Genomic DNA, 21,870 nt, shown 5'->3' on the forward strand with positions numbered 1-21,870 from the left:
TGCAACGTATTTTACATTTTGCCCGGCGCTAGCAATGGGGGCGGCACAGGACGATTTTCAGTAACTGTCTGCTGTATCGCGGTAATTTCACGCTGCATCACCTTTCGTCTATTCTTCCACCGTAAATGCGTTCCGGCGGAAAATATCCCAAGGTCGGTTCTCCGGCCATATCGTTCCATAAAATGCAATGCAGCCTGGGTATCATAGCCTGCGTTCGCCATCAACCAGACCGAAAGCCTGTCCGCCTCGATTTCGGTCTCTAATATCTGCTTATTGCTGTTGCCAGTGGCGGCGAGCCTTTGGCGATGTCCGAGCAGGTTATGCGACATTTCATGTGCGACGACGGCGGCAAGCTGCGCCTCATCGTCGGCGGTAAACGCCATCAACCCGCCAGTCACGCGGACTGACACCCCGTCCGCGCCTGCGTCCAGTTTGGATTTGGTATCCATCCAAAAACGGGATGCGCAGATAGCCAGCGGGGCAAGTTTCACCCTCCTGACGCCTTCTGCAGTCATGAACGTGACGTCGGCAGTGCCGATTGTGTCCAGCGCCTCCCCCAGCATATTTTGAAGTTTTTCCAATCGCGCGCTGGCGCGTTTTTCTTTGACCAAATTTGGGCTGGTAAAATCAACTTCATTTACAGCGATTATGGCATCACCCGGCTTGATCCCCATCGCTTCCGCCGCGCCGCCCGGAACGACCGCAGATACAGCAACCGGCAGGCGAAATCCGAACGCGGCCTGCGCCGTAGCGGGGTCGGGATATTGCGCCTTGTCGTGCAGCACCCAGCCGGGGTTGCGGCTCTTGCGCGCGCAAAATGGCGCATTTGCCAGGGCCAAACGATGGCCCACCATCGCCAGTCGCAAATCCTGTTCGGCCAATGCTTGGTAGTTGGCGATGTCCGGCGCGGACACCGATACTGCCTGCGCCTGCACGGGCACCAGCGCCACCAAAATCATGATGGCGGCCAGCAATTTCATTACCTGACGGCTGCTCTTGCCAGCCTATCGTTCATGGCGATGCCTATACCCTCATGCGGAATTGGCGCGACCGCGATAGTATTGGCCAAGCTCGCATCCGCATTGTGCAGCGCGTCAAACAAATGCGCCGCGGCCTGCGCCAGATCGCCAGTTGAGGACAAGTTTTCGTCGCCCATTATTGCGCCAAAACCAATTAGATATTCGCCCTTTTCTGGGACCGTGGCGTTCAAGCGGACAGGTTTTGACGGCGCATAATGGCTGGCCATTTGGCCGGGAGCCTCAATCGCGCTAATGGGCAAGGACAAAGGCGGGAATCCCAGCATCTGTTCAATTTCCATTGAGCTGACCGGCCCCGGTCTTAACACCTGCCAACCGTCATCGCGCACGGCAACGATGGTCGACTCCAACCCTGCCGAACATGGACCCCCATCCAAAATCATCGGTACGGCCCCGCGCAGCCCTTTTAAGACATGATCCGCCCGCGTCGGGCTGATTGCCCCACTCCGGTTTGCAGAGGGCGCAGCGAGGCTTAAATCGCTCTTTAGGAGCAATGCCTGCATCACGGGATGGGCGGGGCACCGAATGGCGATTGTCGGCAGCCCTGCGGTTACCGCGCGGGCAACCGGAGCGCCGGGTTGCAACGGCAAAACCAGCGTCAACGGCCCGGGCCAGAATGCGTCGGCCAGTGCCTGCGCAGTAGCGTTAAACACACCCAGCTTTTCTGCGGCTTTCCGATCACGAACATGCACGATAAGGGGATTAAAATCGGGACGCCCCTTTGCCGCATAAATATGCGCAACCGCCTCTGGATTTTGCGCGTCTGCCGCAAGGCCATAAACCGTCTCCGTGGGAATCGCTACAATCTGTCCGGCGCGAAGAAGCTGCGCCGCAGCGGTAATCGCAGCGTCGTCAGCGGGCACAACCCAGCCATTCCCCAAGGTATTTGAGCCAAACATCATAAGCGGCTATAGGCGGATGCATATCCGATTTAACAGGAAATTTTATCAACCATGGCGTTTTCAGCACCCGTCGCAGAGCAAAATTTCGTCCTCAAGCATATCGTCGGCATTGACGCATTGGCGCAGCATGCACGTTTTGCCGATGCGACGCCCGATATGGTGCAGGCCATACTCGAGGGCATTGGTGCCTTTGCCGAAGGTGAATTTGCCCCGCTGAACCGCATTGGCGACACCGTTGGCGCGCGGTTAATCGATGGCAAAGTCGTGATGCCCGACGGTTTTGTTGCGGCGTATAAATCTTATGTCGCCAATGGCTGGGGCGCGATCAACGCGCCTGCGGAATTTGGCGGTCAGGGTCTGCCTTTCTCGCTAGCGACCGTCGCGCTCGATTCGCTTGGCGGCGCCAACATGGCCTTTGCCTTGTGCCCGATCCTCTCGGTGGGCGCGATTGAAGCGATCAACCATCATGGCACCGACCGGCAGAAAATATTGTTTCTGCCCAAGCTGTCAACGGGCACCTATTCAGGCACGATGAATCTGACCGAGCCGCAGGCCGGTTCCGACGTCGGCGCGCTGAAGTCGACCGCGACCCCCCGCGGTGATGGCACTTACCAGATTAAAGGCACGAAGATTTATATCAGCTTTGGCGACCATGACATGGCGGAGAATATCGTCCATTTGGTCCTCGCCCGCACGCCCGATGGGCCCGCCGGGACGAAAGGCATTTCCTTGTTTCTGGTCCCCAAATATCAAGTCCATGCAGACGGCAGCATCGGCAAGGCCAATGATATCAAGGTCGTATCGATCGAACATAAGATGGGCATTAACGCCTCGCCCACATGCGTTCTCGCTTTTGGCGAAGAAGGTGATTGCGTCGGCGAACTTATCGGTCCCGAATTTGGCGGCATGCGCGCGATGTTCACGATGATGAACAACGCCCGCCTGAATGTCGGCCTGCAAGGTGTGCAAGTTGCCGAAGCCGCCACGCAAAAGGCAATCTGGTTCGCGCGCGAACGCGTGCAATCGGCCAAGGCGAGCGGACCATCGCGTGAATCGGTGGCGATTGTCGAACATCCCGATGTGCGCCGTATGTTGATGCGGATGAAGGCAGGGACACAGGCAATCCGCGCCTTGTTATATCTCGCCTCCGGCTATGTTGATCGCGCCACGCTTGGCGAAGCAGGCGCGCAGGAGATGGTCGATCTACTAACGCCGCTGGCCAAAACCTATGGCACCGACATGGGCAGCGAAATCGCCTCGCTTGGCATTCAAGTGCATGGCGGCATGGGCTTTGTAGAGGAAACGGGTGCAGCCCAATATTACCGCGATATTCGTATTGCGGCGATTTACGAAGGCACCAATGGCATTCAGGCGGCGGACTTGGTTGGTCGCAAGCTCGCGATGCAAGGCGGCGATGTTATCCGCGATCATCTTTCGGCCATTGCGGCGGATGCGGCGGATCATATTGGCCTGTCGGCGCTTGCTGCGGCAACTGCTGAAGTCACCGAATATATGCTCGGTGCGGAAGTCGATGACCGTTTGGCGGGCAGCTATGCTTATACCAATATGATGGCGGTCGTCACGGCGGGTTGGTTGATGTTGAGGCAATATCGCGCCGCGCAAGCCGACATCGCCAATGGCGGCAGCAGCGCATTTTTGCGCAGCAAGGTTGCGGCCTGCCGTTATTATCTGGACGTCATGGTGCCAGAGGCTGTGGCATATAAAGGGACCGCAATATCGGGGGCGGAGTTGCTCTACGCGCTTGATGCAGAGGAGATGGCTGCTTGAACGAGCAGACGCTGAAACGGATCGCCGAAGCGCTGGAACGGCTGTCGCCCCCGCCAGCGCCGCCGACCGATCTGTCGTCGTCGCCCGCTTACCATTGGAACGGAACAACCTTGGCAGCGGTGCAAGGTTTTAAGCCACTGCCGATTGACCTAATCGTCGGGGTCAACCGGCAAAAGTCCGATCTGTATGAAAATTGCCGACGACACGCCTCTGGCGCGGCGGCGCATGATGTCCTGCTGTGGGGCGCACGCGGCATGGGCAAATCCGCCTTGGTCAAATCGGTGGTGGCTGCACTGCAGGAAGATGGCTTCTTCATCGCCTTGGTCGAAGCATCGTCAAGTCATTTGACGAGCCTGCCAGCCTTGTTTGAAGAGCTTGGCGCATCGGGACGGCGCTATCTGTTGTTCGTCGACGACATCTCGTTCGAACCGCACGACCAAAATGCGCGGCTATTGCGGTCATTGCTGGAGGGCGGCGTTGAGGCGCGTCCAAACAATGTCCGGCTGTGCGTCACATCCAACCGCCGAAACATCGTTGAGCGCGACAGCACTGACCAAGCAGACGCCATGAACGCGCGCGATTCCATGGATGACAGCCTGGCCTTGGCCGACCGTTTTGGCCTAAAACTGGGCTTTCAATATCCCGACCAAGATGCCTATCTGCAGATGGTCAGCAGCTACGCCAGCCATTTTGATCTGGACTGGGACGAATCCGACGCGTTGAGTTTTGCCCAAGGACGCGGCGGTCGTTCAGGCCGGATCGCGTGGCATTATACCGTCGAACTGGCGGGCCGCGCGGGGCGTAAAATCTAATTCTTTGCCCGCACGCGCCAGATGATATTGCCAACGTCATCGCTGACCAACAAGGACCCATCCTTTGCCATCGCAAGCATCGTCGGGCGGCCTTGCGCATTGCCATCCTTGTCCAAAAAGCCTGTTAGGACATTGATTGGCTTGCCAGAGGGTTCGCCCTTGGCAAAGGGAACGAAGATCACGTCATAGCCCGATACGGGCTTGCGGTTCCACGAACCATGGCGGGCAATAAATGCCCCTTCGGTCAGGCCCGCACCAAGCTTGCCATTATAGCCAAAAGCCAACCCAAGCGGCGCTGTATGCGCGCCAAGGGCATAATCCGGACGCCTTTCATATTCGCGCTTTGCCGGCTTTGGCGGCGACACGCGGGCATCGGTAAATCCGCCCCAATAATGTTGCGGCCAACCATAATCGGCACCAAATTCGACGAGCGCCAGATAATCAGGCACCATATCGGAGCCCAGCATGTCGCGTTCGTTTACCACGCTCCACAAGCGGCCCGATTTGTCCCAATCAAGACCAACGGGGTTACGCATACCAATCGCAAACGGAATTTTCTTGTCCTTCGCGATGTCATATTCCAACACCATAGCACGGCCATTTTCGGTTTCGATGCCATTCTCGCCAATATTGCTGTTCGACCCCACCGCGATATAGATTTTTTTGCCATCGGGGGACGCTGCAAGGTTGCGCGTCCAATGATTGTTTGGCGCAAGGGCGTTGAACTTTGTCAGCTCCTTACCCTTAGCCGTAATTTTTGTGTCGCCTTGCTTATAGGGAAAAACGACCAAGCCATCGGTGTTGGCAACATATAGCTTCTCACCAATCAGGACCATACCGAACGGCGAATTCAGCCCCGTCAGGAACGGCGTTTTCAGTTCAGCCTTGCCATCGCCATCGGCGTCCCGCAACAAGATGATGCGGTTGGCAGAGGGGACACCAGCACCCGCCTTGCCCATCAGCCATTTCATCACAAAACCTTCAATGCCGCCAGCTTCGCGGGGTGGCGAATTTGTCTCGGCGACCAAGATATCGCCATTGGGCAGCATATATAGGTTGCGCGGATGGTCCAAGCCTTCGGCAAAGCGTTCGACGATAAGGCCCGGCGCGGCAATCGGTGCCTCACCAGCTTGCCAGCGGTCAACCTCCGCCACCTTTATGGTCGGGAAAGTCTGCGGGCGCGGCGCAGTAATTTGGGGCGAAGTGCCGGTAACGGCATCCAGCGGAAGTTTGGCAACATCGGGCCGGGTAATGTACCAAATGCCCGCAAGCGCCAGAACAATGACGATCAAAATGATGTTGCGCACATGCTTCCACATTTTACCTGCTCCCTTAACGACGCTTGCGATCCATGATCCAGATCACCACCGCAATAACGGTGCCGATTGCCATGCCGATGACTGTCCCGGCAGAGGCTTGGTCCATAGCGACGCCAATTATGGCCCCGATTAATAGCCCAAAGGCGATGAAGATGCCACCGGCAAGGCGGGGCTGACTGTTTTGTGTTTCGGACATAAGCCCCCTTTGCCACCAACAGCGATGTTCAAGCAAGCGCCTTGTTTAACCGTCATCCAATGACAGCAACGACGCATTGCCGCCTGCACTGGTGGTGTCGGTGCTCGTCGTGCGTTCTGCGCAAAAGCGATAGAGATAATGTGGCCCGCCCGCCTTGGGTCCGGTGCCGGATAGGCCTTCGCCACCAAAAGGTTGGCTGCCGACCACCGCGCCAATCATGGATCGATTGATATACAAGTTACCGATGCGCGCCAATTGTTCGACCAATATGCCGCTGCCTGCAATCCGGCTGTGTAGCCCCATTGTTAGGCCAAAGCCCTTTGCATTGATCTTGGCAATGGTCGCTTCCAATGTGCCCGCTTTCCAAGTCGCTACATGCACCAATGGGCCGAAAAATTCTCGGTTCAGGTCGTTTATGTCGTCCAGCCGGATGACCGTCGGCGGCACGAACAGGCCATCTTTTGGAACAATTATTTCATGGATGATCCGGTCTTTCACGCTGGCACGATAGGCCATCAATGAATCATAGGCCGCCTGATCAATCACTGGCCCAATATCCGTGGCTGGGTCGGCAGGATCGCCCATATTCAGCGTATCCATCGCGCCGCGCAGCATTTCGAGCGTGTGTTCGGCAATATCTTCTTGCAACAGCAACAGCCGCAGCGCCGAACAGCGTTGGCCAGCGGATTGGAAGCCCGATACGATGACATCGCGCACAACTTGTTCGGACAAAGCGGTGGAATCGACAATCATTGCGTTCAAACCGCCCGTTTCGGCGATCAAAGGGACCAAGGGCCGGTCGTCATCGGCGAGCAAATTGCGCGCAATCGCCTTGGCGGTCGGAACCGAGCCGGTAAACACCACACCAGCGATACGTGTGTCCGCCGTAAGCGCCGCGCCCACATCGCCTGCGCCCGTCACGATCTGCAACGCGCCCTTGGGCACGCCAGCCTTATGCGCCAGTGCCACTGCGAACCTGCCGATGTCGGGAGTCTGCGGCGCTGGTTTTGCGACCACCGTGTTGCCAGCAACCAAGGCTGCAGCAACCTGGCCCAAGAAAATCGCCAGCGGAAAATTCCACGGGGCAATCGCGATCCACACGCCCCGGCCTTCATGGCGCAGGACGTTGCGTTCACCCGTTGGCCCGGGCAATTCAACAGGGACCAAGTCGGTGCGTGCGCGTGCGGCGTAATAACGACAAAAATCAATCGCCTCGCGGACTTCGGAAAGCGCGTCGGGAATTGTTTTGCGGGCCTCTTGCACCGCAATGGCCATCAACCGGCTGCGGTTTTCCTCCAATAAGTCTGCCAGACGATCAAGGCAATCGGCGCGCACTTCGACGGGTGTGCCGGACCATTCAGGATAGGCCGCAAGCGCCGCCGTCACGGCGTCGGTTGGATTAATGCGCACGTCATCGTCCAGCTTTAATGGCATTGCGATTTCGGCAGCGGTTTCTTTCAATATAACCGCGTCATCCAGATCAAGGCCGTTGCTGTTCACGCGCTCCGGCTGAAAAAGGTCGGCAGGCGCGGCAATCGCGGGGTGGCGTGTGCCGCCAACGGCCATGATTTTTTCCACCGGGTCCGCCAATAATTCGTCTTCGCTGATCGATTGATCTGCCAATTGGTGGACGAAACTGCTGTTCGCGCCATTTTCCAACAAGCGGCGGACCAGGTAGGCCAGCAAGTCGCGATGTCCGCCGACCGGCGCATATGTGCGGCAGTTATAGCCGTCCTCACGCACAAGGCGGTCAAACAGCCCCTCCCCCATGCCGTGGAGCCGCTGGAATTCAAAATCGCGCTGTTTGCCCGTCCATTGGAGGATGGTTGCGACCGTCAAGGCATTGTGCGTCGCAAACGCCGGACGGATATTGCGCGCGGCGAGCATGTCCTTCGCGCAGGCAAGATAGGACACATCGGTCGCAGCTTTCCGCGTGAACAAGGGAAAGTCGCTCAGGCCGCGTTCCTGCGCATGTTTGATTTCGCTGTCCCAATACGCGCCCTTCACAAGGCGCACTTGTAGGATGCGCGACGTGTCCCGGCCCAACGCGTCGGCCCAGGCGAGGACGGGACGGGCGCGTTTAGAATAGGCTTGCACCGCCATGCCAAATCCGTCCCAGCCGGATAAGGCCGGATCGCGCGCGACCGTTTCAATGATGTCGAGGCTCATCTCCAGCCGCGCCGCCTCTTCGGCATCGACGGTGAGTTGGACACCCAGCGCGGACGCAGAACGCGCCAGTTCGCGCACCATCTCGGCAAGTTCCGGCACGCATTTTGCGCTTTGCGCGGTTTCATAGCGCGGGTGGAGCGCGGATAATTTGACCGAAACGCTATGGCCGCGTGCGGGGTTGCGGCCGACCGCAGCGACCGCGGCGGCATAGGATTGGAAATAACGTTCGGCATCCGATGTGGTCCGCGCCGCTTCGCCAAGCATGTCGAAACTCGCGGTAAAGCCGCGATTATCCTTCGACTCCATGCGTTTCATGGCTTCGTCAATGTCACGGCCCATGACAAATACTTGCCCCATCAAGCGCATCGCTGCGCCCACTGCCTGACGCACAAAGGGTTCGCCTGCCTTTGCAATCAGGCGCTTCAATGTGCTCGTGCTGTCGCCCAAGACGGCCTTACCCAGCACTAAACCCCAAGTGGCACTGTTGACCAGCATGCTGGACGATTGCCCTGTGTGATCACTCCAATCGGCGTCTGTCAGCTTGTCCGCAATCAACATGTCCGCCGTCTGCGGGTCTGGAACCCGCAAGAACGCTTCGGCCAGCGACAAGAGCGCCGTGCCCTCTTCCGTGCCAAGCCGGTATTGTTGCAGAAACGAGTTTACCCAGCCATCGGCCTGCACGGCCCGCAAATCGTCCAGCAGGCTGCGCGCAGTGCGCACGATTTCGTCCCGCATGGCCGCCTCGACCGTCGCCGTCACCACGAGAGGTGCCAACACTTCAGTCTCTGACTTGCGGTGATAAGGCCGGATGGACAAGCGAGCGGTTTCTAGCGATGCATTCATGCACGTGCTTTGCCGGATAAAGCGAAAGCAGACAAGTTTCAGTTGTAACGAAAAGGCCAGCCTTCGGGAGAAGACTGGCCGCACGCGTCAGGTCCTGACCCTAAGCTTTTTTAGCGATAGCGACGGCAGTTGCTGTCCGACTTATCGATGGCACGCCCCGCCAAGGCACCGACTGCTGCGCCGATGATGCTGCCTTCGGTCTTTTTACCGCGACGTGCGACTTCATTACCAACAAGGCCACCTGCAACCGCACCGATTATCGTGCCGCCTGTGCCCTTGTCGCAACGCGCGTTATTGCGATAATTATTGTTACGGTCATAACGGTCTCCACGGCGATATTCACGGCGGTCATAGCTTCCCTGACGATCATCACGGCTGTAATAGCCGTCATTATATTCATATTGTTCGCGCGCCATGGCTGGCGCTGCCGAAAATCCGGTCAGTGCCGTTGCTGCAAGGACCAGTGCACCGATGCTTTTGTTCAAATTTCTCATTTTCGATACTCCATGTTTTTTCAGGTTCGGCCCGCGTGCAGCAAATCGGTGATTTGTTTTGCTAACAATTGCCTTATGGACAGCCGCTATTGCACCGAAGCTGAATGCGATTGTTATCGTTCATTCATCTTTAGGCGCAAAACAATGAACGGTTGGGAGTGTCATGACGGCAAAGATAAAACGTCTCGCGCTTGGTATCATCTTGGCGGTGCTCACCGTTGGCGGCGTTCGCACTATTTATCCGAGCGACAGCCAAGACATTATTGTGCGACGACTGGCCCTCAATCCCGATAACGCCACCCAACGGCAGGTGGGCGCTCTGGAATTTATCGCGGCGTGGGAATTACGCAGCCGCAACGAGGATTTTGGCGGGATTTCCGGACTTGTTTCTTTGGGAAATAGCCGTTTTGTCGGGATTGGCGATGCAGGGACTGTGATTGGCTTCAGATTGACCGAGGATGGACGGATAAATGGTTCTTTCATTGCGCCGCTGCCAAATGTGCACGGTCCGAAGGTGCATTACAAAGACCGCGATAGTGAGGGACTGGCTTATGATCCCGATAGCGGCCAGTATTGGGTCAGTTTTGAGAGCAATCACGCGATCCGGCGCTATTCAAAATCCTTTGCCCAACAAACGGGCATGATACGGCCCGCAATATTGCAAAAATTGCCCCGCAATAAAGGCGCGGAGAGCATCGTCCGCCTGCAAGATGGTCGGTTTATCATCATCGCCGAGAGCCTTGACGATGACATGCACAGCGCATGGATATTTTCTAGCGACCCAATTGAAAGCACGACCACCACAACGCCGTTCACATTCCGTCCGCCCGCCGGCTACCGCGTGACCGATGCGGTGCAATTACCCGACGGGCGAATTGCCATTCTCAACCGCGCCATCGGGTTTATGCAAGGCTTCACTGCGAAGGTGTCGCTGCTCAACCCCGATAGCATAGGTCGCGACCGCGTGCTTTCGGCGGACGTCATTGCGTCGCTTGCGGCCCCATTACTCGTCGACAATATGGAAGGGATTGCCGTCACCAGCGATGGGAACAGCATGTTCCTCTGGTTGATCTCGGACAATAATTTCACCCTGTTCCAGCGGACGATATTGATGAAGTTCCGTCTGCCCGATCAACCAGACAGCAAAAAGCCGGAGGCATAGACTGCCCCCGGCTTATGATTCGCTTTTGTAAAAGGCCGCGTCAGCAGCCTAAAGCTTCACGCCGCAGCTTTGTGCTTCTTGGCGATTTCTTTTTTCACTTTGCGCGCATTGGTCGAAAGCTTCTCATCCGAAGTCTTCAACAACCAATTGTCGAGACCACCAACATGCTCAACCGAACGCAGACCGTGGGTCGACACGCGGAACTTGTAGCCTTGCTCCAATGCGTCCGACAACAACGTCACATTCTGCAGATTTGGCAGGAATGTACGCTTCGTCTTGTTGTTGGCGTGGCTCACATTGTTGCCGACCAGACGGCCCTTACCGGTGAGTTCGCAGATGCGCGCCATGATATATGTCCTGTATAAAATGAGTGTATGCGGAATCACTGACCCGCGAAAGTCGCTGCCCCTAACCTTCCACACCGAAAAGGTCAAGCCGATGTGTGGCCAAAAGCGGGAATCTGCGCTAGCAAAATCTCATGTCCCTGACCAAAGCCCGCGAAATGATGCATGAAGCGCTCAATCTTGCCCGCGCTGCGGCTGCGCAAGGCGAAGTGCCCGTTGGCGCAATCATCGTCAAGGACGGGGTCATTATCGGGCGCGGGTCGAACCGCCCGCTGGAAAGCCATGACCCCACCGCGCACGCCGAAATCATCGCAATCCGCGCGGCGGCAGCCTATCTCGGCAACGACCGCCTCACTGGATGCGAATTATGGGTGACGCTGGAACCCTGCGCGATGTGTGCAGGCGCGATTGCCCATGCCCGCATCGCGCGGCTCTATTATGGCGCTGACGATCCCAAGGGCGGCGCGGTTGCCCATGGCCCCCGTTTGTTTGAACAAGCGACGCTGCACCACAGGCCGGAGGTGTATGCCGGCATCGCCGCAGATGAATGCGCCGTCTTGCTCAAAAATTTCTTTGCGGAACGGCGTTGATCCGTTCATCCACCTCAGCATAATGGATCAGCAACGGCGCGTTAATCGCTGGCCTTCATGCGGGTTGGCGGATCGGATTGCTTCATGCCTATTTCCTTAATGGACGAACCGGGCGACGACATCGCGATAGGACCGGCTGACCTTCACCTGAGCGCCCGATTCCAGCACCAAAAAGCATTCGCCATTGGTATGCGGCTTAACCTGACGGACCTGATCCAAATTGACGATCGTGGAACGGTGCACACGTTGGAAGGTGCGCGGGTCCAACCGTTTTTCCAAATCCTTCATAGTCTCGCGCAGGATCAGTGAGTTGTCGGCAGTGTAAATGCACATATAATCGCCGGCCGCATCGATCCGTTCAATGCTCGCGACATCGACGCGGAAAATCTGGCCGCGATCCTTGATATTGATGAGCTTTTCAAAGCGGGTGGATGCCACATCGTCATCCAATGACCCCAAATTGTCCGCCGCATTTGGCGCGACTTCGTTGATAACCGTCCGCAGTCTGTCAAGCTCTTCCGATGTCCGCTTGTCGGACAGCCTGGCGCGCACGCGGTCCATGGTATCGGCCAGCCGTTCGGGTTCCACCGGTTTCATCAAATAATCGATGGCCTGCGCCTCAAACGCCTTAATGGCATGTTCGGAATATGCGGTCACAAACACGAACAAGGGCGGGTCGATGTCCATCACGCCTTGCACAACCGAAAAGCCGTCAAATCCCGGCATTTGAATATCGAGGAAGACCAAGTCCGGCTTTAACGTCTTGATCTTGCGAATGGCCTCGCGACCATTGTGGCAAGTGGCCACAATTTCGATATCATCAAAAGGTTGAAGCCGTAATTCGAGACCCTGAATGGCCAGCTTTTCATCGTCGACCAATATTGTACGAATGCTCATGCGGATATTTTTCCTTGCCGTTGCGCCCCCGCTTGATTGTCTTCCCCTGCTGTAATCCTGCTTTGATAAGGGAGTTCCAACAAAACCTCAAACCCTCCCCCGGCTTTGACATAATGTTCAAAGCGTTGGTCCTCACCATAAGCTTGCAAAAGACGCTCACGCGTGTTCGCCATGCCGACGCCTGTGGATAGGCTGTTATCTTGTTGCCCCGACTGCAAGCCCAAGCCAGTGTCCGAAACGGTGATCCGCACCCTTTGGCCGACGAGTTGAGCGGTCACAGAAATATCAGCGCCCTCTTCCTTCGGCGTCACGGCATATTTGATGGCATTTTCCACAAGTGGTTGCAGCAACAGCGAAGGGACCAATGCATTCTCAACCGCAGGTTCGATGATGAAATATGTCCGCAAGCGTTCTTCAAACCGCATTTTTTCAATATCGAGATACAGCTTTAGCGTCTCAATTTCCTGAGTCAGCGGCACTTTCGCCGCAGCCTCGTTGATCAACGTAAACCGCAAAAATGACGACAGCCGCGACAGCATGGCGTTGGCTTGATCCGTCTGTTTCAACAGCACTAAGGTCGAAATGCTATTCAATGTATTGAACAGGAAATGGGGGTTCAGTTGATAACGCAGCATCGTAAGCTGCGCGCTAGTCGCCTGCGCCTCCAACCGCATCATCTGGTCGGCTTGTTCTTCCGCGCGCACAAAATAATTGATCGCGTAGTATAATGCGGACCATGCCGCCAGCAGCACCGAGTTAATGTAAATCGCCGCCAGCCATAACTGGGCAAAAGGCGTTTCATCAACTCCATCACGAATGGTTTGAAGCACCCACACGTCCAAATAGGCATAGCCAAGAGTCGCGAGTGAGACGGACACGAAGGTCAGACTCCATGTGATAAACGGCCGCTGCCCAATCAAGAACCGGTATATCACCGAAAGAAGCAGCGTGATCGAATAGCCCGTCACCGCAGAAATCAGGATGGGCACCAAGAAGCTGACGGGCTGCCCCTGCGCGATACCCGACGCAGCACGCAGAATGACCGCGCCGGCCCAACCAGCGGAGTGCAAGTTCCAAAAAGCGCGGTTCTTGTCCGAGAAAAAGGGTTTATCTGTAAGCTCTAATACCGCCATATAGTCAGTCTAGCCGCATTTCGCGCGCGCATGAAGCCCTTGTTTCGTCTGTCAACGATGTTAGACGTCAAAGGTGAGAGGATAGCAAAATGGACAGCCAAGAAGACCGCGCGCATTTTCATGATATGTCGCAGAGCACGCAAGAGGATTGGCAGATCATCATGCGGCACAATATCCCGTTTTCGCAAGATGGCGGTCGCCGGATTTTGGACCATCTCAAATTGCTTGATGGGGATTTCGGTGGGTTCGCGGTCGACCGGCTGACGCATTCTTTACAAACCGCGACGCGCGCGCATCGTGATGGCCGGGATGAGGATTATGTCGTGATGGCTTTGCTCCACGACATTGGTGATACGCTGGGCGCGGCCAACCATCCGGACATCGCCGCCGCCATATTAAAGCCGTTCGTTTCGGAAAAGCTCCTTTGGATTGTGCAGAATCACGGCATTTTTCAGGGACATAATTTCTTCCACCATCTGGGCCTTGACCGCGACATGCGTGAGCAGTTTCGAGGGCATGAGTGGTTTGCCGATACCGAAGAGTTTATCGACAAATATGACTGCCCATCCTTTGATCCAGATTATGACACGCTCCCGCTTTCATTTTTTGAACCGATGGTGATGAAGCTTTTCCGTAGCCCGCTCAATAGCATCTACAAGCGCGCGGCAGAGGCAGTCGCTTAAACCAGACAGTTCGCCAGCGCCCTTATAAAGAGCGTCGTTAATGCCTATCTTTTCACCATCTGGGTCGGCGCATCCTGACCCAGCCAAAAACCTGCACGCCGCCTCCGAAGGAAAATATCATGGCGAAGAGCCAAAAGAAATCGAGCCGCGAAGTCCGCAAGCCAAAGGCCGAAAAGCCCAAGAAGCAAAACGCGTCGAACCCGTCGACAAAGGGCAATCCAGCGGGCTTAGGCGAGAAAAGCTGAAGCGTTAACGCTTAGATGCTGACCGCTATATGGGTAAAGCGGAGTGGCATGATGGATGCTGACCCGAGTTATGCTCTACACGCCTTCGGCTCCAGCATGACGTTGGGGGAAACATGCTCTCTTATCACCGTCGCCCCAGCGTAGGCTGGGGCCTATCACGTCTATCGGCTAAGCACAGCGCTATCCGGACAGGCGCGATAGGCTCCAGCCTGCGCTGGAGCGACGGTGGTTAGTATTGCGATGCCGCTCTGCGATCTTTGCGCCCCAGCGCTTTAACGCCCGAGCAATACCCGCGCCTGCCCCGCGACTTGTGCCAACATTGCGGGGGTCGGCGCACCCGTCATCTGGGCGCGGTCCACCATCGCCTTGAACGCCCGCACGCGCACCGCGTTGGTCCCCAACCAGTCTTGCGTATCCTCAAGCGGTTTCTTTGCCGCACGACGCCGCAGAAAGTCCAGACGCATGGTTTGGAAATCTCGTGCGAGGCCAGCAACCAACAGGCGCTCCCACGGATCGTGCGGGTCGACCTGCATTGCGGCTCCCTGCGCCCAACTTAAACCCAGCGCATCACCAAGGGCGGTGAAGGCGCGCGTCAATGCGGTCACATCGCCCTTTTGCGTGAATGAAAGCGCAGCCAGACCAATTGCGCCATCCAACTGCGCCAATTGCACCAGACGGTCCGCGATTTTGCGTGGCGCGCCATTTTCGGTCAACCGCGCGCCAAAGCGTTCGGTCTGAAGCCGGACATCATGGGGCAATAGCCCGTCTAATGAAGTCGTTAGCTTTTGCACCACGGGCGCATACAGCCCCGTGGCCGCAGCGACATCGCGACCTTCATGGGCATTGCGGATGATATCCGCCATTTGCGCGCGCACTTCTAAGGCCGCTTGATGGAACAGCATCAGCCTCGTGGATTCCGGCATCGCTGTCGTATCAATGGCATTCCACAAGGAAGGCAGATCATAAATGCTTTCGGCAATGGCAAAGGCCGCAGCAACATCGCCAAGACTACAGCCTTCCTCTTCCGCCAATTCAAATGGGTGCAACATGCCAAGCCGGTTGATCATGCGGTTGGCCAATTTCGTGGCGATGATTTCCTTGCGTAGCCGGTGTCCCAAAATCGCCGACTTATGCGATTTGACCATCAAGTCCGGGAATGCTGCCAGAAGTTCGCCGTCCATCGACTTGTCCTGCGCCAAAGGTGCTTCCTCAACCCCATCCTGCGCCGCAAGCTTCGCTGTGGAGAGCAATATCGCCAATTCTGGCCGCGTTAGACCTCGCCCTTCGCTAGCACGCCGGAACAGTTCTTCATTGGGCGCAAGCCCCTCGACCACACGGTCCAGTCGGCCAGCGCCTTCAAAAATTTCAATAAGCCGTACATAGGCTGGCAAATCACCCGCGCCGCCGGTTTCCGCGATGGACAAGGCAAGCGTCTGAAGACGGTTATCCTCCAACACCAAATGCGCCACCGCATCGGTCATCTCCGCAAGTAAGACGTTGCGTGCAGGCTCCTTCAACTTGCCTGCGCGCATCTGCGCATTCAGCGCGATTTTGATGTTCACTTCATTGTCGGAACAATCGACACCAGCGCTGTTGTCGATGAAGTCTGTATTGATACGGCCACCGCGCAAGGCATAACCAATGCGTCCAGCCTGCGTCACGCCAAGGTTCGCGCCCTCGCCAATGACTTGTGCCTGCACGTCTGCGCCATTCACACGAATAAAGTCATTGCCAGGGTCGCCGACGTCCAAATGGCTTTCGCTCCGGTCCTTAATATAGGTTCCTATGCCGCCAAACCACATCAATTGAACCGGTGCTTTTAGTATCGCGGTCATCAATACCGATGGTTCAATTTCTTTCGCATCAATGCCCAACAAGCTTCTGATTTCAGACGTTGTTTTGATGATCTTATCGGTACGCGCGAACACGCCGCCGCCCTTGGAGATCAGCTTTGCGTCATAATCGAGCCAGCTTGAACGCGGCAGGTTGAACAACCTTTCACGTTCTTTCCAACTGGTCGCGGGGTCAGGATCGGGATCAAGGAAAATGTGGCGATGGTCGAACGCGGCGACAACTTTCAACATCTTTGAAAGCAACATGCCGTTGCCAAAGACGTCACCGGACATATCGCCGACGCCCGCAACCGTGACCGGTTCCTTTTGGACATCAATACCCATCTCGGCAAAATGGCGCTGCACCGATAGCCAGCCACCCTTTGCGGTAATGCCCATCGCCTTATGGTCGTAACCGACCGATCCACCGCTCGCAAACGCATCGCCAAGCCAGAAATTGCGTTCCAGCGCGATGGCGTTGGCGGTGTCGGAGAATGTCGCCGTGCCCTTGTCGGCCGCAACGACGAAATAGGGATCGTCGCCGTCATGGATCACCACATTATCGGGATGGACGACCCGGTCGTTCACGATGTTGTCGGTAATCGACAGCAAGGTCCGGATGAAGATTTTATAGGCCTCTGTGCCTTCGGCAAACCATGCATCGCGGTCGACGCGCATGTCGGGAAGTCGCTTGGGGTAGAAACCGCCTTTTGCGCCCGTCGGCACGATAACGGCGTTTTTAACGCGCTGCGCCTTCATCAGGCCCAAAACCTCGGTGCGGAAGTCATCACGCCTGTCGGACCAGCGCAAGCCACCGCGCGCCACCGGGCCAGCACGCAAGTGAATGCCCTCCACGCGGGGCGAATAAACAAACACCTCACGCCAAGGCAGCGGCGCAGGCAGGCCAGGCACTTTTGCGCAATCCAGTTTGAACGCCAAGGCTTCGGCCGCTGCTGCGGAAAACGCATTAGTGCGCAATGTTGCCAGCACCACCGCCAAAAACCGCCGCAGGATTCGATCTTCGTCAATCGCCGCAACCGCCGCCAAATCAGCGTTGATTAATTTTTGATATTTTGCCGCTTCCTTGTCGCGGCTGCCGTTGGTTGCAGGATTATGCAAGACATCAAACAACGATATGATGGACCGCGTCACATTGGCGTTTTTGGCCAAGGCGGTCACCACCGTTGGCATCCCATATGTTACACCTGTTTGGCGTAAATAGCGGTACCATGCGCGCAGCCAGATGACCGATTGCGGCGCAAGCCCAGCAATAGTAACGAGTTGGTTGAAAACGTCATTTTCAAATGTGCCGTCCAAAACTTGGCTCAGCGCAGCTTCAAGGACCTGCGGCTTTTCGACGACGGTTGAAATATCACCGCCACGCAAGGCAAGACGGAAGTCATGGATATAATGACCATCGCCCAATGCGGTCGGCAATTCCTCCAAAACATCAAAACCGAAATTCTCCAGCGCTGGCACGACATCGCTCAACGGCAAAGCACCGCCATTGCTGTAAATTTTTAGGCGGAGCTTGCCATCTTCAACGAACAACCGGGTAATCTTGCTGTGGTCGCGTTCCATGGCGAGCAAGCCAATCATGTCCCGCGCAGCTTCGTCGGTCGAATAGGTGCTGCGATAATTGGCCGGGAACCCGGCACCGTAGCGCACAAACATGGCGGCTGCGCGCTTTTCATCGGTCAACTGTGCCAATGCCGCCTCAACCGCTGGCTCCCACCCACGCACCATCAGCTCAAGCTTTGCATCCAGGCTAGCTTCGTCCACTGTCTGTCCACGGTCCGGCAGATCTAGCGTATACCGCAGCAAAGCTACGCCGCCATCTTCCAAACCGATTGTCCAGCCTAACAAAGACCCACCCGTGGCATCCATCAACATCGCCTGGATCTGCTTACGGATGCCCGTGGATACGTCATCGCGTGGCAACCATACAAAGATATACAAATGACGTCCAAGTGGCGACCGCAGCGCAATCAGCTTGGGACGCGGTCGGTCGGTTAGCGACATGGCGGTCAGCGTTACGCGTTCCAGATCATCCAGCTTGAGCGCGACCAAAAGGTCGTGCGGCAGCGCCGTTAGCGCATGGGCCATCGCCTTGCCAGCATGGCCCGAAGGGTCGAAGCCATAACGCGCCATCAGCGACGCCAGATGCGTTCTGAGCACAGGTATGGTTTCCGGAGCAGTTGCAAGCGCCGCGCTGGTCCAAAGCCCTGCTGCGACGGCTAAGCCTGTTACCCGATCTCCCGTGTGCACCGGCATAACGATTAGGTCCAATTGAACACTGCGGTGGACATTGGAAACACGGTTGGACTTCAGCACCAAGGGCGCGATGCCCCCGGATTCAAACCAATTGATAGCAAGGCTGACGCTATCTTCCGAAAGCACGGGCGCGTCGCTCACGCGCGACAATCCAAGGCGGTTGGAACGCGTACCGTCGCTGCCGATCCGCTCATGCGCCAATATGGTCATGTTATTATCATGGAACCACCGGATAAGCGCGGTGCCTTCGCTATCCGGCAGGCTGTCGGCGTCGGCGGACAAGGCCGCGAGCATGTCGCGCCAATCCGTCACCGCACCGCGAACGTCGGCGAGAACAGCCGCCAAATGCGTTTCAAGCTGACGGCGTTCCTTGGCATCGACGCGCGCTGTTTCGAGGTAAATGAAGGATTCGCGCGGCTGCCCATCGATGCGTTTCCGGCTGATTGATGAAAGTGTATTGGCTTCATCGCGGGTAACGCTCAACACCGGATGAATGATGCGATTCACAGCTATGCCATAAGCCGCGACTGCTGCAGACACCGAATCCACCAAAAAGGGCATGTCGTCATTATTCAGCGATATGCGCATCATCAAACGGCCATGCGCATCAGTAAAGCTATCCAGTGCAATGGCCGCGCTGCCCGCCTTGCGAACTAGGCCGGTTTCGATGGTGAAACGCGCAGCATCCTCCGCCGCTTTGGCGTCAAAACCTTCATTCTCGCCCGGCAAAGCCGTCTCGGCAAAGGCGCAAACCATATCCTTCAAAAGGATTTTGTCGATTTTTTCAGCATTTTTAGCAATTTTGGCGACCGCCATGAAATGATCTCCTCAGCCCGCAAGCATCTGGTTATGTGCCATGTTCAACGATAAATTTCGTTGTAATTTTATTACAATACTTATGACGCGCTTCTCAAGCTTAAACAAGTCGCGTCTGTAACTTGTTGCGACGGCCATTGCTCCTGTGTAGCGTCGTTCGGAACAACGAATGTTAGGAGGGTTGCGTGGATAAACGGCTTACATTGTGGATATTGGCAGGAATGATCCTGGGCGTAGCAGTTGGTTACGCGGTCCACGTCAGTTTCGCGCAGGATAGCACGCAGTTTGAATATTTAACCAAAACATTCAAACTCCTCTCTGATATATTTCTGAACCTAATCAAATTGTTGGTTGCGCCCCTGATCCTATCCACGATAGTCGTGGGTATCGCACATATGGGCGACAGCTCGGCGCTCGGTCGCATCGGTTTTCGCGCCATTACATGGTTTATTATCGCCAGCTTTATCTCGATTGGCCTTGGCCTATTGATGGTGAACCTGTTTCAGCCAGGAATCGGTGCGCCAGTGGACAGTATTGGAAATGCTGCGGCAACCATTGGCGAGGTCAAAAAACTCGACTTTTGGGAATTCATTCTTTCGATTTTCCCGAAAAACGCGTTCGAGGCGATGGCGACAAACAATATCTTGCAGATTTTGGTATTTTCATTGTTCGCAGGCATCGCGCTTTCGGCCTTAGGTGAAAAGGGCGCACCTTTGGTGCGGGGTGCAGAGTCACTTGCGGAAATGATGCTGCAGATTACGCATTATGTCATGCGCTATGCCCCAGTAGCGGTGTTTGGTGCATTGGCCGCTGTTGTATCAAAAAGCGGCCTTGCAATCCTTGCGACCTATTTAGAGCTGGTGACGGAATTCTATCTGTCGCTGGCGTTATTGTGGGCGATTCTGCTGTCGATCGGCGCAATTTTCCTGGGCCGGCGTATATGGACGCTCATCCGCTACATCCGCGAACCCATGTTGATCGCATTTTCGACCGCATCCAGCGAAGCGGCGCTGCCCAAGCTGTTTGAACAGCTTGACCGTTTTGGTGTCCCGCGCCGGATTTCGGGCTTCATGCTGCCATTGGGTTACAGCTTCAACCTTGATGGTTCGATGATGTATATGAGCTTCGCGACAATCTTCATCGCGCAAGCTTATGGCATTGACCTATCCATCGGCACGCAGATCCTTATCCTGCTCACGCTCATGATTTCGTCCAAGGGCGTCGCCGCCGTGCCGCGCGCTTCGTTGGTGGTGATTACCGGCACGCTGGCGATGTTCGACCTTCCGGTGGAAGGCGTCGCGCTCATCCTTGCGATTGACCAATTCCTCGATATGGGCCGGACCGCGACCAATGTCGTCGGCAACGCCGTCGCAACGTCCGTCATCACCAAATGGGAAGGCATGTTGGAGGTTGAGGAACCCGATTATGTTGAACCGCCACATGCACCCGCGCACACTATAGCGGACGGAAAAGCGGGGCTCGACCTAGCCGAAGATATGGTCACTGACGCGCGAAAGACGAAGCTTTAAGCGGGGTGTTTGTGTCCAAGCAAGGTGCCCTTGGCACCTTGGCTGTCGAGCGTGAATTCCATGTTGCGATGTTCTTTGCGCCAGCGCCGCGCAACCATGCGCTCACCGGGACGCGCGGCGTCATCCAGCAGCACCCTGCCGCCGGGAGTGATGCGCGGGAACAGGGTTGCCGCAGCGCCGCGCACATGCGGATGGATGGCCCAAGGCGGGCCATCGACGATGAGCAAGTCGATCTCGTTGGGAACATCGGACAGTTGGTACCAGTGCCCAGGCCAGCCAGCGGGCGGCGCGCCTAACGGGGCGCGCCGAATTTCCACATCCATGTTGTTGTCGCGTATCCAGTCTTGAGTCGTTTGCGCGAACGCCGCATGTTGGTCAAAGCTGACAATCTTTCCGCCGCCAAAAAGCTGCAGAGCGCGCGCCGCAACAAAGGTGGACGCGCCGCAGCCCAGTTCGACAACCTGCGCCGGTCGCATGTCTTCGATTGCGGAAACGATATGCCACAAAAAATTTGTGTCGGCTTTCCAGCTTCCCAAATTGGGCAGTGCATCGAGAGGCAAGTCGAGATAAGCGAGCAATGCCGCCTTATCTTTCTTGCGCCCGCCATCGAGGCTACGCAACAGCCATGGCCATTGAATCGCGCCATAGGCCATGACCATGCAACGATCCCCCAATGACTGGCTAAGGTCCAAATCATGCAGAGGCATGTACGCCGTCGTTTCGCGTGTAGTCATTTTCACCCCAAAGCCGTGAAGCGGACAACAGTCAATCAAAGAGTTATCGGCCCGACTGATTTTACGCAGTC

General features: G+C 56.3%; 18 protein-coding genes. 7 read left to right on the forward strand and 11 right to left on the reverse strand.

The annotated features are described in order from the left end of the window. Window positions 1-11 precede the first annotated feature (11 nt). Window positions 12-980, reverse strand: coding sequence for a PDZ domain-containing protein (locus tag HEQ18_RS05365; protein WP_432815804.1), 969 nt, complete (start codon window positions 978-980; stop codon window positions 12-14). After that, window positions 980-1,939 (reverse strand): L-threonylcarbamoyladenylate synthase, encoded by a 960-nt coding sequence (locus HEQ18_RS05370; RefSeq protein WP_432815805.1) that lies wholly within the window; start codon window positions 1,937-1,939, stop codon window positions 980-982. The genes HEQ18_RS05365 and HEQ18_RS05370 overlap by 1 nt, the downstream gene beginning before the upstream one ends. A gap of 51 nt (window positions 1,940-1,990) precedes the next feature. Here HEQ18_RS05370 and HEQ18_RS05375 point away from each other — a divergent pair, with 51 nt between their 5' ends. Beyond that, window positions 1,991-3,727, forward strand: a complete 1,737-nt coding sequence (locus HEQ18_RS05375; RefSeq protein WP_432815806.1) for an acyl-CoA dehydrogenase — start codon at window positions 1,991-1,993, stop codon at window positions 3,725-3,727. After that, a complete protein-coding gene (locus HEQ18_RS05380) occupies window positions 3,724-4,539 on the forward strand; it encodes an ATP-binding protein (RefSeq protein ID WP_397604752.1) in 816 nt (271 codons plus the stop codon). The genes HEQ18_RS05375 and HEQ18_RS05380 overlap by 4 nt, the downstream gene beginning before the upstream one ends. Here HEQ18_RS05380 and HEQ18_RS05385 read toward each other — a convergent pair. The 4 genes from HEQ18_RS05385 to HEQ18_RS05400 form a co-directional block, all read right to left on the reverse strand. Next, on the reverse strand, window positions 4,536-5,858 hold the full coding sequence (locus tag HEQ18_RS05385) for a PQQ-dependent sugar dehydrogenase (protein WP_397604751.1): 1,323 nt from the start codon (window positions 5,856-5,858) through the stop codon (window positions 4,536-4,538). The genes HEQ18_RS05380 and HEQ18_RS05385 overlap by 4 nt on opposite strands. 13 nt (window positions 5,859-5,871) lie before the next feature. Further along, on the reverse strand, window positions 5,872-6,054 hold the full coding sequence (locus tag HEQ18_RS05390) for a hypothetical protein (RefSeq protein WP_432815807.1): 183 nt from the start codon (window positions 6,052-6,054) through the stop codon (window positions 5,872-5,874). A 45-nt stretch (window positions 6,055-6,099) separates the two neighbouring features. Then, a complete protein-coding gene (locus tag HEQ18_RS05395) occupies window positions 6,100-9,066 on the reverse strand; it encodes an L-glutamate gamma-semialdehyde dehydrogenase (protein WP_432815808.1) in 2,967 nt (988 codons plus the stop codon). 110 nt (window positions 9,067-9,176) lie between these two features. Next, a complete protein-coding gene (locus HEQ18_RS05400; RefSeq protein WP_432815809.1) occupies window positions 9,177-9,560 on the reverse strand; it encodes a glycine zipper 2TM domain-containing protein in 384 nt (127 codons plus the stop codon). 163 nt (window positions 9,561-9,723) lie between these two features. Here HEQ18_RS05400 and HEQ18_RS05405 point away from each other — a divergent pair, with 163 nt between their 5' ends. Continuing rightward, window positions 9,724-10,722 (forward strand): esterase-like activity of phytase family protein, encoded by a 999-nt coding sequence (locus HEQ18_RS05405; RefSeq protein ID WP_397604747.1) that lies wholly within the window; start codon window positions 9,724-9,726, stop codon window positions 10,720-10,722. Window positions 10,723-10,778: 56 nt separating this feature from the next. Here the strand turns inward: HEQ18_RS05405 and rpmB are convergent, their stop codons facing one another. After that, window positions 10,779-11,069, reverse strand: coding sequence for a 50S ribosomal protein L28 (gene rpmB / locus HEQ18_RS05410; RefSeq protein WP_295491958.1), 291 nt, complete (start codon window positions 11,067-11,069; stop codon window positions 10,779-10,781). Between the two features lie 131 nt (window positions 11,070-11,200). On the opposite strand from rpmB, the gene tadA reads away from it, so the two are divergent. Then, a complete protein-coding gene (gene tadA, locus HEQ18_RS05415; RefSeq protein ID WP_397604746.1) occupies window positions 11,201-11,656 on the forward strand; it encodes a tRNA adenosine(34) deaminase TadA in 456 nt (151 codons plus the stop codon). Window positions 11,657-11,752: 96 nt separating this feature from the next. Here the strand turns inward: tadA and HEQ18_RS05420 are convergent, their stop codons facing one another. Together HEQ18_RS05420 and HEQ18_RS05425 are read right to left on the reverse strand one after the other, a co-directional pair. After that, complete coding sequence (locus tag HEQ18_RS05420) at window positions 11,753-12,553, reverse strand: LytR/AlgR family response regulator transcription factor (RefSeq protein ID WP_432815810.1); 801 nt, start codon at window positions 12,551-12,553, stop codon at window positions 11,753-11,755. Beyond that, a complete protein-coding gene (locus HEQ18_RS05425) occupies window positions 12,550-13,686 on the reverse strand; it encodes a sensor histidine kinase (RefSeq protein WP_432815811.1) in 1,137 nt (378 codons plus the stop codon). Before HEQ18_RS05425 ends, HEQ18_RS05420 begins: the two co-directional genes overlap by 4 nt. A gap of 89 nt (window positions 13,687-13,775) precedes the next feature. Here HEQ18_RS05425 and HEQ18_RS05430 point away from each other — a divergent pair, with 89 nt between their 5' ends. Further along, the gene (locus tag HEQ18_RS05430; RefSeq protein WP_432815812.1) at window positions 13,776-14,369 is read left to right on the forward strand and encodes an HD domain-containing protein; all 594 of its coding nucleotides are present in this window, start codon (window positions 13,776-13,778) and stop codon (window positions 14,367-14,369) included. Window positions 14,370-14,488: 119 nt separating this feature from the next. Next, complete coding sequence (locus tag HEQ18_RS05435; protein WP_432815813.1) at window positions 14,489-14,614, forward strand: hypothetical protein; 126 nt, start codon at window positions 14,489-14,491, stop codon at window positions 14,612-14,614. Window positions 14,615-14,886: 272 nt separating this feature from the next. Here HEQ18_RS05435 and HEQ18_RS05440 read toward each other — a convergent pair whose 3' ends face one another. Further along, complete coding sequence (locus HEQ18_RS05440; RefSeq protein ID WP_432815814.1) at window positions 14,887-19,536, reverse strand: NAD-glutamate dehydrogenase; 4,650 nt, start codon at window positions 19,534-19,536, stop codon at window positions 14,887-14,889. Between the two features lie 185 nt (window positions 19,537-19,721). On the opposite strand from HEQ18_RS05440, the gene HEQ18_RS05445 reads away from it, so the two are divergent. Then, complete coding sequence (locus tag HEQ18_RS05445; RefSeq protein ID WP_432815815.1) at window positions 19,722-21,065, forward strand: dicarboxylate/amino acid:cation symporter; 1,344 nt, start codon at window positions 19,722-19,724, stop codon at window positions 21,063-21,065. Here the strand turns inward: HEQ18_RS05445 and HEQ18_RS05450 are convergent. Continuing rightward, window positions 21,062-21,799: a class I SAM-dependent methyltransferase gene (locus HEQ18_RS05450; protein ID WP_432815816.1), complete on the reverse strand. Its 738-nt coding sequence runs from the start codon at window positions 21,797-21,799 to the stop codon at window positions 21,062-21,064. The two genes, HEQ18_RS05445 and HEQ18_RS05450, sit on opposite strands and share 4 nt — an antisense overlap. Between the last annotated feature and the right edge of the window lie 71 nt (window positions 21,800-21,870).

It is taken from the genome of Sphingorhabdus sp. (assembly GCF_050921905.1).
In the GTDB taxonomy this organism is placed as follows: domain Bacteria; phylum Pseudomonadota; class Alphaproteobacteria; order Sphingomonadales; family Sphingomonadaceae; genus Sphingorhabdus_B.

Excerpts from the sequence above, each read along its gene's own strand:
- HEQ18_RS05365 (WP_432815804.1), bottom strand. The coding sequence starts at position 980 with ATGAAATTGCTGGCCGCCATCATGATTTTGGTGGCGCTGGTGCCCGTG.
- HEQ18_RS05370 (WP_432815805.1), bottom strand. The coding sequence starts at position 1,939 with ATGATGTTTGGCTCAAATACCTTGGGGAATGGCTGGGTTGTGCCCGCT.
- HEQ18_RS05375 (WP_432815806.1), top strand. The coding sequence starts at position 1,991 with ATGGCGTTTTCAGCACCCGTCGCAGAGCAAAATTTCGTCCTCAAGCAT.
- HEQ18_RS05385 (WP_397604751.1), bottom strand. The coding sequence starts at position 5,858 with ATGTGGAAGCATGTGCGCAACATCATTTTGATCGTCATTGTTCTGGCG.
- HEQ18_RS05390 (WP_432815807.1), bottom strand. The coding sequence starts at position 6,054 with ATGTCCGAAACACAAAACAGTCAGCCCCGCCTTGCCGGTGGCATCTTC.
- HEQ18_RS05395 (WP_432815808.1), bottom strand. The coding sequence starts at position 9,066 with ATGAATGCATCGCTAGAAACCGCTCGCTTGTCCATCCGGCCTTATCAC.
- HEQ18_RS05400 (WP_432815809.1), bottom strand. The coding sequence starts at position 9,560 with ATGAGAAATTTGAACAAAAGCATCGGTGCACTGGTCCTTGCAGCAACG.
- HEQ18_RS05405 (WP_397604747.1), top strand. The coding sequence starts at position 9,724 with ATGACGGCAAAGATAAAACGTCTCGCGCTTGGTATCATCTTGGCGGTG.
- rpmB (WP_295491958.1), bottom strand. The coding sequence starts at position 11,069 with ATGGCGCGCATCTGCGAACTCACCGGTAAGGGCCGTCTGGTCGGCAAC.
- tadA (WP_397604746.1), top strand. The coding sequence starts at position 11,201 with ATGTCCCTGACCAAAGCCCGCGAAATGATGCATGAAGCGCTCAATCTT.
- HEQ18_RS05420 (WP_432815810.1), bottom strand. The coding sequence starts at position 12,553 with ATGAGCATTCGTACAATATTGGTCGACGATGAAAAGCTGGCCATTCAG.
- HEQ18_RS05425 (WP_432815811.1), bottom strand. The coding sequence starts at position 13,686 with ATGGCGGTATTAGAGCTTACAGATAAACCCTTTTTCTCGGACAAGAAC.
- HEQ18_RS05430 (WP_432815812.1), top strand. The coding sequence starts at position 13,776 with ATGGACAGCCAAGAAGACCGCGCGCATTTTCATGATATGTCGCAGAGC.
- HEQ18_RS05435 (WP_432815813.1), top strand. The coding sequence starts at position 14,489 with ATGGCGAAGAGCCAAAAGAAATCGAGCCGCGAAGTCCGCAAGCCAAAG.
- HEQ18_RS05440 (WP_432815814.1), bottom strand. The coding sequence starts at position 19,536 with ATGGCGGTCGCCAAAATTGCTAAAAATGCTGAAAAAATCGACAAAATC.
- HEQ18_RS05450 (WP_432815816.1), bottom strand. The coding sequence starts at position 21,799 with ATGACTACACGCGAAACGACGGCGTACATGCCTCTGCATGATTTGGAC.